Source organism: Pseudomonas sp. TMB3-21 (assembly GCF_054898145.1).
In genome coordinates this window covers 1727461-1740904 of the sequence record NZ_CM142718.1, presented here as the reverse complement: position 1 = coordinate 1740904, position 13444 = coordinate 1727461, and the positions used below count along the sequence as shown (strand labels likewise).

The window sequence follows — 13444 nt, the reverse complement described above, 5'->3', positions numbered from 1 at the left end:
GCAAGGCAACCGCCACCCTAAACCACAGGCTGGGGTTGTATCAATATATTTGACATAAGGTCGGTAAACGGCCTTGCGGTGTTCATTTTAATAAACATAGACTTCGGACAATTCAAGACCATTTCAGCCACTCGCGCCGCAATCACGGGGGATTACAACAATGAGCATCCACAACATCGTCGACTTCAGCCAAGCCACTACCGAGCCCGAGCGCTACAGACCGGATCAGGCGAAAATCCTGAAGGGCGACCCAGAGCAGGTGGTTTACAACCACTACAACAGCCCATGCGGCCAGTTGAATGCCGGCGTATGGGAAGGCGCCGTCGGCCAGTGGCACGTGAATTTCACCGAGCATGAATACTGCGAGATCGTTCAGGGCGTTTCAGTGCTGCGCGATAACGACGGCAACAGCCAAACCGTGCGCGCGGGCGATCGCTTTGTGATCCCGGCGGGATTCCGGGGGACGTGGGAAGTGCTGGAGCCGTGCCGCAAGATTTACGTGGCGTTTGAACAGAAGGCTTGAGGATTTGTGTTGTTGCGTCTGACGCCATCGCGAGCAGGCTCGCTCCCACAGGGTTTGTGAGCGACCCATACCTGTGGGAGCGAACCTGCTCGCGATGAGGTCCAGGAAAACGCCTCAAAAACCAGGGCACAAAAAAGGCCCGTATCTCGCGATACGGGCCTTTTTCGTAAGAAGAGAAAAATCAATTACTTGATTTTGCCTTCCTTGTAGATCACGTGCTTGCGAACAACCGGATCAAATTTCTTGATCTCGATTTTGTCCGGGGTAGTACGCTTGTTCTTGTCGGTAGTGTAGAAGTGACCAGTACCGGCGCTCGAAATCAAACGAATCAATTCACGCATGATTAGCTCCCTTAGATCTTGCCAGCTTTGCGGATTTCGGCCAGCACGACAGTGATGCCACGCTTGTCGATGATACGCATGCCTTTGGCAGATACGCGCAGACGCACGAAACGTTTCTCTTCTTCAACCCAGAAGCGGTGATGCTGCAGGTTCGGCAGGAAACGACGACGGGTTTTGTTGTTTGCGTGGGAAATGTTATTCCCAGTCACCGGACCCTTACCGGTAACTTGACATACTCTCGACATGCCTCAGCCCTCTAAAACCACATGCCCAACCCGGCATGGGTTGGCCGCTTAATCTCTCAGTCATTTGGCGCCAGGCGCCGCGTTTCTTTAGAGGTCTTACCGGCTACACCTACAGTGAAGGAACCGGGCCCCTAGAAAAGAGCGCTGCTTTATACCAGAAAGACTTGAGTGCAACAACAATCGATGTGAACAGAATCGATGAAAACCCTGATTTACAGGCTCCAGGCGCCTTGAACAAAGGCTGTCGTGGATGCCGACCGCTCGTCGCAGAGTATCGGCCAGCAGCCCGAATTGTAGTTTCCATCGGCATGCACACACCGAAAACAATCGCACATACTCCCCTTTAAATGAAAAAGGGGATAGTCATTTGCAAAAGAGCCCACTAGGGTAAGCCTTTTCCAGACTGCACTTGCAGATGGGCCTTCGATCTGTAAAGGAACCCGACCATGCGCCTCGCTGCCCTACCGCTGTTGCTCGCCCCTCTTCTGCTGAGCCCGTTGGCGCAGGCCGCCGCACTGAGTGTTTGTACCGAGGCCAGCCCTGAAGGGTTCGACGTGGTGCAGTACAACTCGCTGACCACCACCAATGCCTCGGCCGACGTGCTGATGAATCGCCTGGTGGACTTCGACACCGCCAGTGGCAAAGTCGTCGCCGGGCTTGCGGACAGCTGGGAAGTGTCCGCTGATGGCCTGACCTATGTCTTCAAATTGCATCCGCAGGTGAAATTCCACCGCACGGACTATTTCAGCCCGTCCCGCGAGCTGACGGCAGAGGACGTGAAGTTCAGTTTCGACCGCATGCTCGACCCGGCGAACCCGTGGCACAAAATAGCCCAGAGCGGTTTCCCCCACGCGCAATCGATGCAATTACCCGCGCTTATCAAGAAAATCGACGCGCTGGACCCGTTGACCGTGCGCTTCACCCTCAATCACCCGGACTCAACGTTCCTGCCAACACTCAGCATGGGCTTCGCCTCGATCTACTCCGCCGAGTACGCTGACAAACTGTTGAAGGCCGGCACACCGCAAAAGCTAAACAGCCACCCAATCGGCAGTGGTCCTTTCATCTTCACGCGCTTTCAGAAAGATGCCTCCATTCGTTACAAAGCCAACCCGGACTACTTCCGCGGCAAACCTGCAGTGGACCCGCTGATCTTCGCGATCACGCCGGACGCCAACGTGCGCTTGCAGAAACTGCGCCGCAACGAGTGCCAGATCGCGCTGTCGCCCAAGCCTCTGGATGTCCAGGCCGCGCAGAAGGAACCGAGCCTGAAAGTGGAAAAGACTGACGCCTTCATGACCGCGTTCGTCGCCATCAACAGCCAGCATCCGCCGCTGGACAAGCTGGAAGTGCGCCAGGCCATCAACCTGGCGTTCGACAAAGCCAACTACGTCAAAGCCGTGTTCGAAGATACCGCAGAGCCCGCAAGCGGCCCTTACCCGCCCAATACCTGGAGCTACGCCAAAGGCTTGCCGGGTTACGCCCATGACGTGGAAAAAGCCAAGGCGCTGATGGCGAAAGCCGGTTTGAAGGATGGTTTCCAGACCACCATCTGGACCCGACCGTCGGGCAGCCTGTTGAATCCCAACCCAAGCCTCGGCGCGCAGATGCTGCAATCCGACCTGGCGAAAATCGGCATTCAGGCCGAGATTCGCGTGATCGAATGGGGCGAGGTGATCCGGCGCGCCAAGGCCGGTGAGCACGACTTGCTGTTCATGGGCTGGGCGGGCGACAACGGCGACCCGGACAACTTCCTCACACCGCAGTTTTCCTGCGCTGCGGTCAAGTCCGGCACCAACTTCGCCCGGTACTGCAACCAGGACCTGGACAAGCTGATCAGTGCCGGCAAGACCACTTCCGAGCAAGGTGTGCGCACCAAGCTATACGAACAGGCTCAGGCGCAGATCCAGCAGCAAGCACTGTGGTTGCCGCTGGCCCACCCGACCGCCTTCGCGCTGATGCGCAAGGGTGTCGAGGGTTATTCCGTCAGCCCGTTTGGGCGGCAGGATTATTCGAAGGTCAGCCTCAAATAATATCCACTACAACCCCCTGTAGGAGCGAGCCTGCTCGCGAAAAAAGCACAGACAACGCGAGCTACCAGACACGCTGCGTCATCGTTAACGTGCTTCGCGAGCGGGCTCGCTCCTACAGTAGATTTGCAGCCCGCGCTCACATCCATCCATGCTCGGCCATGGACAACGGCTCACCATCACCGATGATGAAATGGTCGAGCACCCGCACATCGATCAGGTCCAGCGCGTCTTGCAGGCGCTTGGTCAGCGTGCGATCGGCTTCACTGGGATTGGAGTTGCCCGAAGGGTGGTTGTGACAGAGGATCACGGCGGCGGCGTTGTGCGCCAGAGCGCGCTTGACCACCTGACGGGGATGCACGCTCGTACAGTCAATCGAGCCACGAAATAATGCCTCGAAGGTCAGTACCTGGTGCTTGGAGTCCAGAAAAAGGCAGCCGAAAACCTCATGCGGCTCGTGGCGCAGCATTGCCTTGAGGTAGTCACGCACGGCCTGTGGATTTTCCAGCGCAGATTTATGCCGCGCACGCTCAGCCAGATGGCGCCGGCCCATTTCCAGAACGGCCTGCAACTGGGCAAATTTCGCAGGGCCGAGCCCTAGCTGCTCGCTGAACGCCTGTTGATCGGCCTCCATCAGCGAGCGCAGACCGCCAAACTGACTCAACAAATGGCGTGCCAGATCGACGGCGCTTTTGCCGGACACACCCGTTCTCAAAAAGATCGCCAGCAGTTCAGCGTCCGAAAGGCTCGCCGAGCCCAACTCCAATAACCTTTCCCGCGGCCGCTCGGCTAACGGCCAGTCACGAATACTCATAGCACCTCCCTGTCTGTGGGCGCCGCTGTTCCGTAGCGGTCGCTGTGATATCTTAGCCCATCTTTTTTGCGAGCGATTTTCACTCCTGGGGAGGGGGTATCGCCACGCAGTCATCAACGAATTGAAAGGCAGACCTATGCAGCGGCTGTATCGGAAACGCATCGTTCTGGGCGTCGGCGGCGGCATTGCTGCCTACAAGAGCGCCGACCTGGTTCGCCGTTTGATCGATCAAGGCGCCGAAGTGCGGGTGGTCATGACCCGAGGCGGCAGCGAGTTCATCACCCCGCTGACCATGCAGGCATTGTCCGGCCACCCGGTGCATCTGGACCTGCTGGACCCGGCCGCCGAAGCCGCCATGGGACACATCGAACTGGCCAAGTGGGCGGACATGGTGTTGATCGCCCCGGCAACGGCGGACCTGATCGCGCGTCTGGCCCAAGGCATTGCCGACGATCTGCTGACCACGCTGGTGCTGGCCACCGACGCCATCGTCGCCATAGCTCCGGCGATGAATCAGGCGATGTGGCGCGACCCGGCGACCCAGGCCAACCTGCAAACCCTCGAAAGCCGCGCCCTCAAGGTGTTCGGCCCGGCCTCCGGTAGCCAGGCCTGTGGCGATGTCGGCTTCGGTCGCATGCTCGAAGCCGTCGAACTCGCCCAGTGCGCGGCAGACAGCTTCCAGCGCCAGGCACTGACCGGCAGACACGTGCTGATCACCGCCGGCCCGACCCAGGAAAACATCGACCCGGTGCGCTACATCACCAACCACAGCTCCGGCAAAATGGGCTTTGCCTTGGCCGAGGCCGCAGTGGAAGCCGGCGCCCGCGTCACGCTGATCACCGGCCCGGTGCACCTGCCAACACCGGATCGCGTCACCCGTATCGACGTGGTCAGCGCCCGCGACATGCTCGCGGCTTGCGAGGCGGCGATCCCTTGCGACGTATTCATTGCCTCGGCTGCGGTCGCGGACTATCGCCCCGAAGTCGTCGCCCCGCAAAAACTCAAGAAAGATCCTACGAGCGGCGACGGCTTGTTGCTACAAATGGTCCGCAACCCGGACATCCTGGCCACCATCGCCACTCGTGCCGACCGTCCGTTCAGCGTCGGCTTCGCTGCCGAAACCGAACACTTGCTCGATTACGCCGCCCGAAAGTTGAAGGACAAGAATCTCGATCTGATCGTCGCCAACGACGTCGCCAATCCGAGTATTGGCTTCAACAGCGAAGAGAACGCTTTCAGCGTGATCGACCGCCAGCTGCACGCCACACTTTTCGCCCAGACCAGCAAGAGCAAAATTGCTCGCCAGCTGATCACTTTTATCGCCGACCGTCTGAACCAGGTTTAATTTACATGCACGCTTTGCAAGCCAAGATCCTCGATCCACGCATCGGCAGCGAATTTCCGCTGCCGCAGTACGCCACTCCTGGCTCCGCAGGCCTCGATCTGCGCGCCATGCTGGAAAAAGACACCGTCATCAAGCCAGGTGAAACCTTGCTGATTCCCACCGGCCTGTCCGTCTACATTGGTGATCCGGGCCTGGCCGCGCTGATCCTGCCGCGTTCCGGCCTTGGCCATAAACACGGCATTGTGCTGGGTAACCTGGTTGGCCTGATCGACTCTGATTATCAGGGCCCGCTGATGGTGTCGTGCTGGAACCGCGGCCAGACCGATTTCAATATGGTCGTCGGCGAACGCCTGGCCCAACTTGTTCTGGTGCCAGTGGTTCAGGCGCATTTCGAAATGGTTGAAGAGTTCGTTGAAACCGAACGCGGCGCGGGCGGTTTCGGGCATTCCGGCAGTCACTGAGCCGACTGGATGCACCCTGGTGCGAGCGAGCTTGCTCGCGCTGGGCCGGGCAGGGGTCTCGTAATTGCGTGAGTGCCACGCCTTGGAGCGCTGCCCAATCAAGCGGGCGCACGCTCCCTCGCCACACATTGCACAGATGTCATCTGGAAGGTTTAACACTGATCTCAAGGCATTGGCCCGCCATATGCTTGCTGAAACCGATGTCATGGCCTTTCCGCACCGCGAACTCTCTGTGGAAAATGCCGTCATACCCTTCAGTTTAAGACCGCTCACGAGCTTTTTCGCGCGCACGCCCAGCCACATCCGAGATGGAGCATTCCCACAGATGAACACCCCCGCCCAAGCCGTACCCTCATTCCCGGACAGCATTTTCCGCGCTTACGACATTCGCGGCACGGTGCCGGAATTCCTGAATGCCGAAACCGCCTACTGGCTCGGACGCGCAATCGGTGCACAGAGCTTGTCCCAAGGTGAACCGAACGTTTGCGTAGGCCGCGATGGCCGTCTGTCCGGTCCTGAGCTGGTCGAGCAATTGATCAAAGGCCTGGCCGAAGCCGGTTGCCACGTCAGCGATGTCGGCCTGGTGCCAACACCTGCGCTGTACTACGCCGCCAACGTACTGGCCGGTAAATCCGGGGTGATGCTCACCGGCAGCCACAACCCGTCGAACTACAACGGTTTCAAAATCGTCATTGCCGGCGACACTTTGGCCAACGAACAGATTCAAGCCCTGCACGACCGCCTCAAGACCAACAACCTGAGCAGCGGCGAAGGTAGCATCACCCAGGTCGACATCCTTGATCGCTACAACACTGAAATCGTTCAGGACATTAAACTGGCCCGTCGCCTCAAAGTCGTTGTCGACTGCGGTAACGGTGCGGCCGGTGTCATCGCCCCGCAGCTGATCGAAGCGCTGAACTGCGAAGTTATCCCGCTGTTCTGCGACGTCGACGGTAATTTCCCGAACCATCACCCGGATCCGGGCAAACCTGAAAACCTTGTCGACCTGATCGCCAAGGTCAAGGAAACCAACGCCGACATCGGCCTGGCTTTCGACGGCGATGGCGACCGCGTCGGCGTGGTGACCAACACCGGCAGCATTGTTTACCCGGATCGTTTGTTGATGCTGTTCGCCCGTGACGTGGTAGCACGCAACCCGGACGCGGAAATTATCTTCGACGTCAAATGCACCCGTCGCCTGACGCCGCTGATCAAGGAATATGGCGGTCGTCCGTTAATGTGGAAGACCGGTCACTCGTTGATCAAAAAGAAAATGAAGCAAACGGGCGCTCTGTTGGCCGGTGAAATGAGCGGGCACATCTTCTTCAAGGAACGCTGGTTCGGTTTCGACGACGGCATTTACAGCGCTGCGCGTCTGCTGGAGATCCTCAGCAAAGAGAAATCCACCGCCGAAGAGCTGTTCGCCACATTCCCGAACGATATTTCGACGCCTGAAATCAATATCAATGTGACCGAAGAGAGCAAATTCAGCATCATTGATGCATTGCACGACGCGAAGTGGGGCGAAGGCGCCGACCTGACCACCATCGACGGCGTGCGAGTCGACTACGCCAAAGGCTGGGGCCTGGTGCGCGCATCCAACACCACGCCGGTGCTGGTGCTGCGTTTCGAGGCCGATGACGAAGCGGAACTGCAGCGCATCAAGGACGTATTCACGGTCCAGCTGAAGCGTGTTGCACCTGATCTCCAATTACCGTTTTGATTTATTGAAGCGCCTTTTATCGAAGTGCCGGAGCCCTGAATGACCCTCGAACGCGAAGCCGCCGCCAACACCGCCAAGGTCCTGTCCGAAGCGTTGCCTTACATCCGACGCTACGTCGGCAAGACGCTGGTGATCAAATACGGCGGCAACGCGATGGAAAGCGAGGAGCTGAAAACCGGTTTCGCCCGCGACATCGTGCTGATGAAGGCCGTGGGCATCAACCCGGTAGTCGTTCACGGTGGCGGCCCGCAAATCGGCGACCTGCTCAAGCGTCTGTCGATCGAAAGCCATTTCATCGATGGCATGCGCGTGACTGACGCGCAGACCATGGACGTGGTGGAGATGGTTCTCGGCGGTCAGGTCAACAAAGACATCGTTAACCTGATCAACCGTCATGGCGGTAGCGCCATCGGCCTGACCGGCAAGGACGCCGAGCTGATTCGTGCGAAAAAACTCACCGTGACTCGCCAGACGCCGGAGATGACCCAACCGGAAATCATCGATATCGGGCAAGTGGGTGAAGTGGTCGGGATCAATACCGATCTGCTGAACCTGCTGGTCAAAGGCGATTTCATCCCGGTGATCGCACCGATTGGCGTCGGCGCCAACGGCGAGTCGTACAACATCAACGCCGACCTGGTGGCCGGTAAAGTGGCCGAAGCGCTGAAAGCTGAGAAGCTGATGCTGCTGACCAACATTGCCGGCCTGATGGACAAGCAAGGCACGGTCCTGACTGGACTGACCACCCAGCAGGTTGATGAGCTGATCGCCGACGGCACGATCTACGGTGGCATGCTGCCGAAGATCCGTTGCGCGCTGGAAGCGGTTCAGGGCGGCGTGGGGAGCTCGCTGATCATTGATGGTCGGGTGCCGAATGCGATTCTGCTGGAGATCTTCACTGATACCGGTGTGGGTACCTTGATCAGCAACCGCAAGCGTCACTGATTCAAGCGCTTCAAAATAGATCGCAGCTTCGGCAGCACCTTACGGACGTACGAATATTCCGTAAGACCTGATGAAGTCTGCGATCTTTTTTATGCGCGTCGGAAACGTCCGACTTGATTCAGGGAAGCGTCCGACATCAAGGCAGCATCAGTCCGCATAGGATCTTCCGTGAATCCACAGGAGATCTACCTCATGAAAAAAGATTACGTTCCGAATGGCAGCGACGTTGCAGCAGGCACTTACCAGTGCGCCGACTGCGGTCATGAATACTCCAACCAATCCAAAAAATCCTTGCCCCCCTGCCCTAAACGCCTGGAATCCATGCACCTGCTAAACGGTTGGAAGATTCTCTCGGGGCAGGGAGATGCACAGGAAGATCCTTACCCGCAACAATCCGACAAATGATCGTGGGGGACTGATCCATGCAGATCTCGTTCACGATCGACGCCCAGGCTTTCGAGCAAGAGCAGAAAGAGCCGGTTAAAAAGACCCTGAAGATTTCTGACGACGAGATCGCTCATGCTTTGCAACGCATTGCCAAGGCCAGCCTTTCCGAGTATCTGAAGATGCTGGTCGAAGGCGGCATGCCGAGCCGGGCCGATGAAGCGAAGCAGGATCGCTTGTTGTATCTGATTCAAAGCTACTTCGGGCAGACCTTGCCGACTGAATCGCAGATCTCGACGATTTTCCAGCTGACCCAAAGCCAAAGCAAAACCTTGCTGAAAAACACGGTTTCACGTTTTCGCAATCAGCTGGACGAGATCTTGCAACACAGTATGCGCACGGTGATCGAATCTGCGGACCATGCCCAAACGGTGTACCTGGTGGTGATCAGTTCGGATGTCATCCGTGACGAGCTGAACATGTTGATCACGCAAAACCAACCCACCTTCAAACCCATCACCAAGCGCAAAGGCAGCGCCGGGCAGTTTGAGATCAGCGAGGACTCTCACGACTTGCTCTGCGCAACGCTGGGGATCAATGTCATTCAGTGACATCGTGGCGGTCAGCGGTTTGCTGCTGACCCTCACCACGTTCATGTTCAACCTTGCGTGGCCAAAACTGAATACGGCGCTGGCGCTGGATGAACGCCAGCCAGGCGTACAGGCCAGAAAACGCAGCCGGGCCCAGTTGATCAGTGTCTTGCTGAGCTGCGCATTACCCATGACCTGCGGTTTTGGGGCGTTGTTTTACGTCAATCTTCCAGCAGCTGTTCGCGTGATGCGCACCAGCACACTGGACCTGTGGGATTTCGACGTTGATCGCACGTTGTATGTCCTGGTTGTCGTGGCACTGCTGGTGTTCGCCGTGTTCAATCTGGTTTTGACCATCAGGCTGATCGGAAAATGGCGGCGATTGAACTGAAAACCTAAACAAAAGACCCCGATCAGCCTGACTGAACGGGGTCTTTTTATTTGGCGCGGCCACCGCGCGACTCAATCGCCGGCAAGCCGGCTACCACGGGGTCAGACGCCGAACTGGGCGCGGTAGGCTTCCACGGCCGGCAGATGCTGCTTGAGCTGCGGATCGTTCGCGAGGAATTCCAGCACCTGGTTCAGCGAAACAATGCTGATCACCGGAATGCCGAAGTCGCGCTCCACTTCCTGGATAGCCGACAACTCACCGTTGCCCCGCTCCTGACGGTTCAGGGCAATCAGCACGCCCGCCGCTTTCGCGCCATCCTGAGAGGCGATGATCTGCATGACTTCGCGAATCGCGGTGCCGGCGGTGATCACGTCGTCGATGATCAGTACATCGCCGGTCAACGGTGCGCCTACGAGGCTGCCACCTTCACCATGGGCCTTGGCTTCCTTGCGGTTGAAGCACCATGGCAAGTCACGGTCGTGATGTTCAGCCAGCGCCACCGCAGTGGTCGCCGCCAAAGGGATGCCTTTGTATGCCGGGCCGAACAACACGTCGAACGAGATACCGCTCTCGACGATCGCCGCTGCATAGAAACGACCCAGCTGCGCCAGTGCAGAACCGCTGTTGAACAGGCCGGCGTTGAAGAAGTATGGACTGGTGCGCCCGGACTTCAGGGTGAACTCACCGAAGCGCAAAACGCCGCGATCGATGGCAAAACGAATGAAATCGCGCTGATACGCTTGCATGAAAAAAACCCCAAATACCACGGATTTAGCTAATTAGCTTGACGCCGTGTATCATACACGCACGCGATTTTTGGGGCCATTTATGCGGATCATCAGTGTGAACGTCAATGGTATTCAGGCTGCAGTGGAGCGAGGGTTGCTCAGTTGGCTGCAAGCACAGAATGCCGACGTCATCTGCCTGCAGGACACTCGCGCCTCCGCCTTTGAACTGGACGATCCAGCTTTTCAGCTGGATGGCTACTTCCTTTATGCCTGCGAAGCCGAAGTTCCCGCCCAAGGTGGCGTGGCTTTGTATTCGCGGTTGCAACCGAAGGCAGTCATCAGCGGTCTCGGTTTCGAGACGGCCGACCGTTACGGGCGCTACCTGCAAGCCGATTTCGACAAGGTCAGCATCGCGACCTTGCTGCTTCCTTCCGGGCAGAACGGCGATGAAGACTTGAACCAGAAGTTCAAGCTAATGGACGATTTCGGCCGTTATCTGGATAAACAGCGGCGCAAGCGGCGCGAGTACATTTATTGTGGCTCGCTGTACGTGGCGCAACAGAAGCTGGATATCAAGAACTGGCGTGACAGCCAGCAATCTCCGGGCTTCCTGGCACCTGAGCGTGCCTGGCTGGACGAGATTGTCGGCAATATGGGTTATGTCGATGCCCTGCGTGAAGTCAGCCGCGAAGGCGACCAGTACAGCTGGTGGCCGGACAATGAGCAGGCGGAAATGCTCAACCTCGGCTGGCGTTTCGATTACCAGTTGCTGACCCCGGGCCTGCGCCGTTTTGTACGCAGCGCGCGCCTGCCACGTCAGCCAAGGTTCTCGCAACATGCACCGCTGATCGTTGACTACGACTGGACGCTGACCATTTAAGCGTTTTGCCATTTGCAAAAAAAATGCCCGTATCGCGAGATACGGGCATTTTTTCTTGTGCGCTATTGCGGCCTCGCCACCGATTTCAAACAACAGCAAAAAATGGCAGCGCCAAGTACAACTTGATCACGATCACGTTGACGATATCAATGAAAAAAGCGCCCACCATTGGCACTACTAAAAATGCAGTCTGCGAAGGTCCGTAGCGTTGAGTCACTGCTTGCATGTTTGCAATCGCAGTGGGCGTTGCTCCCAGTCCGAAACCGCAGTGCCCTGCAGCCAATACTGCCGCATCGTAATTACTGCCCATGACTCTGAATGTAACGAAAATCGCGAACAACGCCATGACCAACGCCTGAACAGCCAGAATGGTGAAAATTGGCAAAGCCAGCGCAGCCAGATCCCACAACTTTAGGGACATGAGAGCGATTGCCAGGAACAGCGACAGACTGACATTCCCCAGCACCGATACTTCACGCTCGAAGACTTGATACAAACCAAACGCCGAGAGGCCGTTCCTTAAAAGCACGCCTACAAACAAGACGCAAACAAACGTCGGCAATTCAAAAGCGGTTCCGCGAAGCAGGTCATTCAAGAGGGTGCCAGCCAGTAAGCTGACGGAGATCAGCGCGAGCGTCTCGATAAACGAAAAAGGGGTAATCGAGCGCTCTTTGTTGGGCTGCTCGAAGCCTTTGGGCAACCGCGGTTTTTTGTGCTCGATGCCCGGTGTCTGGACACGCTTGATGAGCAGACGCGCCACCGGGCCGCCGATCAAGCCGCCCAGTACCAGACCGAACGTCGCGGAGGCCAACGCAAGTTCGGATGCAGAGGCCAGGCCGTATTTCTCGCTGAACGTTGCTCCCCACGCAGCGCCGGTGCCATGACCGCCTGACAACGTGATCGAGCCGGTCAGCAAACCCATGAGCGGGTCGAGGCCCAAGACCGTTGCAAGGCCGATGCCCATGGCGTTCTGGACAAGCAGAAGCCCGATGACCGCCAGCAGGAAAACGCCGACTGTTCGCCCGCCTTTCTTCAGGCTGGCGAAGTCTGCACTCAAGCCAATCGTGGCGAAGAATGCCAGCATCAATGGCGCCTGCAATGAGGTATCAAATCGAACTTCGACCTCAAAGGCCCGCAGAGCCAAGAGAATAACGGCAACCACCAAGCCGCCCGCTACGGGCTCGGGAATATTGTAAGCCCGCAGAAAACCGATTCGAGCGACCAGACCACGTCCCAGTAGCAGAACCAAAGAAGCCGCTACCAACGTTCCATAGAAATCGAGCTGCAACATTGAATACTCTTGGAGTTATATGTTCGGAGACGAACTTTTTATCCGGGCACGCCTCGCAAACAGGTCGAGATTTCTCAACTCTGGTTAGAAATTTATTCAAGGACCTTCAATGGTCTGAATGTATCGCGATATTTCGCTAAAAATAAGACCCGGCGCAACTCTATCAATCACCAAATCTGATTGCCAAGTATTCAAGCGGTATATTTAGATATAGTTGTGACCAGAGATGTATTTAAAAATTAGTGCGATCAGTTTGATACTAAAGATGACACAAAGAATGTGGAACAATTGATAACTTAAGCAGAATAAATTTGGCAAAAAAATGCCCCGACACGTCGGGGCATTTGTTCATCAAGAATCGCGTTGACCGTTATCTGATCAACCTCCAGGTGAATGGATACCGATACGGCACCCCTTCATTTGCCTTGAGCCCGGCAATAATGGACAACACCATTGCCCCGATCAGGACAAGCGGGAGCAGCGCAAACCCTATGAGCACCAGCATGAGCAGGTAACAAATGCCCGACACCAGTGCCACAGTGATCTGGAAGTTCAACGCTTCCTTGCCCTGGGCATCGATAAACGGATCGCTATCACGCTTCCACTGCCAGAGTATCAGCGGCCCGATGAGGTGCCCGAACGGCAGCCAGACTCCGAGAAACGCCGACAGGTGACAAAACATTGCCCATTGCCGAACCTCTTTGGTCGGGACGGGAAGCAGCTCTTGTTCTTCACTCATGGCGTTCTCCTTGC

General features: G+C 57.1%; 15 protein-coding genes and 1 pseudogene. 10 read left to right on the top strand and 6 right to left on the bottom strand.

The annotated features are described in order from the left end of the window. Positions 1 to 160: 160 nt before the first annotated feature. Complete coding sequence (locus ACYZTS_RS08030) at positions 161 to 523, top strand: cupin domain-containing protein (RefSeq protein WP_461995201.1); 363 nt, start codon at positions 161 to 163, stop codon at positions 521 to 523. A 185-nt stretch (positions 524 to 708) separates the two neighbouring features. Here ACYZTS_RS08030 and rpmG read toward each other — a convergent pair whose 3' ends face one another. Together rpmG and rpmB are read right to left on the bottom strand one after the other, a co-directional pair. Continuing rightward, positions 709 to 864 carry a 50S ribosomal protein L33 gene (gene rpmG, locus ACYZTS_RS08025; RefSeq protein WP_007894709.1) on the bottom strand — a complete coding sequence of 52 codons (156 nt, stop codon included), beginning with the start codon at positions 862 to 864 and terminating at the stop codon, positions 709 to 711. Positions 865 to 875: 11 nt separating this feature from the next. Further along, positions 876 to 1109, bottom strand: a complete 234-nt coding sequence (gene rpmB / locus ACYZTS_RS08020) for a 50S ribosomal protein L28 (RefSeq protein ID WP_007894701.1) — start codon at positions 1107 to 1109, stop codon at positions 876 to 878. 446 nt (positions 1110 to 1555) lie between these two features. Here rpmB and ACYZTS_RS08015 point away from each other — a divergent pair, with 446 nt between their 5' ends. Beyond that, on the top strand, positions 1556 to 3142 hold the full coding sequence (locus ACYZTS_RS08015) for an ABC transporter substrate-binding protein (RefSeq protein WP_461995199.1): 1587 nt from the start codon (positions 1556 to 1558) through the stop codon (positions 3140 to 3142). A gap of 136 nt (positions 3143 to 3278) precedes the next feature. On the opposite strand, the gene radC is transcribed toward ACYZTS_RS08015, so the two are convergent. Continuing rightward, positions 3279 to 3953: a RadC family protein gene (gene radC, locus ACYZTS_RS08010; RefSeq protein ID WP_028622391.1), complete on the bottom strand. Its 675-nt coding sequence runs from the start codon at positions 3951 to 3953 to the stop codon at positions 3279 to 3281. A 136-nt stretch (positions 3954 to 4089) separates the two neighbouring features. Here radC and coaBC point away from each other — a divergent pair, with 136 nt between their 5' ends. The 7 genes and pseudogenes from coaBC to ACYZTS_RS07975 all read left to right on the top strand — a co-directional run bounded on the left by coaBC (position 4090) and on the right by ACYZTS_RS07975 (position 9792). Then, a complete protein-coding gene (gene coaBC, locus ACYZTS_RS08005; protein ID WP_461995197.1) occupies positions 4090 to 5298 on the top strand; it encodes a bifunctional phosphopantothenoylcysteine decarboxylase/phosphopantothenate--cysteine ligase CoaBC in 1209 nt (402 codons plus the stop codon). A 5-nt stretch (positions 5299 to 5303) separates the two neighbouring features. After that, positions 5304 to 5759, top strand: coding sequence for a dUTP diphosphatase (gene dut, locus ACYZTS_RS08000; protein ID WP_028622393.1), 456 nt, complete (start codon positions 5304 to 5306; stop codon positions 5757 to 5759). A gap of 349 nt (positions 5760 to 6108) precedes the next feature. Continuing rightward, positions 6109 to 7482 (top strand): annotated as a pseudogene (locus tag ACYZTS_RS07995) (phosphomannomutase/phosphoglucomutase); the annotation flags it as partial. Positions 7483 to 7521: 39 nt separating this feature from the next. Further along, positions 7522 to 8427, top strand: a complete 906-nt coding sequence (argB, locus tag ACYZTS_RS07990) for an acetylglutamate kinase (protein ID WP_028622395.1) — start codon at positions 7522 to 7524, stop codon at positions 8425 to 8427. Positions 8428 to 8619: 192 nt separating this feature from the next. Then, positions 8620 to 8832: a hypothetical protein gene (locus ACYZTS_RS07985; protein WP_028622396.1), complete on the top strand. Its 213-nt coding sequence runs from the start codon at positions 8620 to 8622 to the stop codon at positions 8830 to 8832. 17 nt (positions 8833 to 8849) lie between these two features. Beyond that, positions 8850 to 9422 (top strand): hypothetical protein, encoded by a 573-nt coding sequence (locus ACYZTS_RS07980; protein WP_461995194.1) that lies wholly within the window; start codon positions 8850 to 8852, stop codon positions 9420 to 9422. Further along, positions 9409 to 9792, top strand: a complete 384-nt coding sequence (locus ACYZTS_RS07975) for a hypothetical protein (protein WP_461995192.1) — start codon at positions 9409 to 9411, stop codon at positions 9790 to 9792. Before ACYZTS_RS07980 ends, ACYZTS_RS07975 begins: the two co-directional genes overlap by 14 nt. A 101-nt stretch (positions 9793 to 9893) precedes the next feature. Here ACYZTS_RS07975 and pyrE read toward each other — a convergent pair whose 3' ends face one another. Next, positions 9894 to 10538, bottom strand: coding sequence for an orotate phosphoribosyltransferase (gene pyrE / locus ACYZTS_RS07970; RefSeq protein WP_461995190.1), 645 nt, complete (start codon positions 10536 to 10538; stop codon positions 9894 to 9896). An 82-nt stretch (positions 10539 to 10620) separates the two neighbouring features. Between pyrE and ACYZTS_RS07965 the strand changes: the two genes are divergently transcribed. Further along, positions 10621 to 11400 carry an exodeoxyribonuclease III gene (locus ACYZTS_RS07965; protein WP_028622400.1) on the top strand — a complete coding sequence of 260 codons (780 nt, stop codon included), beginning with the start codon at positions 10621 to 10623 and terminating at the stop codon, positions 11398 to 11400. Between the two features lie 85 nt (positions 11401 to 11485). Here the strand turns inward: ACYZTS_RS07965 and gltS are convergent, their stop codons facing one another. Together gltS and ACYZTS_RS07955 are read right to left on the bottom strand one after the other, a co-directional pair. Continuing rightward, the gene (gltS, locus tag ACYZTS_RS07960) at positions 11486 to 12691 is read right to left on the bottom strand and encodes a sodium/glutamate symporter (protein WP_461995188.1); all 1206 of its coding nucleotides are present in this window, start codon (positions 12689 to 12691) and stop codon (positions 11486 to 11488) included. A gap of 370 nt (positions 12692 to 13061) precedes the next feature. After that, positions 13062 to 13430 (bottom strand): DUF4870 domain-containing protein, encoded by a 369-nt coding sequence (locus ACYZTS_RS07955; protein ID WP_028622402.1) that lies wholly within the window; start codon positions 13428 to 13430, stop codon positions 13062 to 13064. Positions 13431 to 13444: the final 14 nt, after the last annotated feature.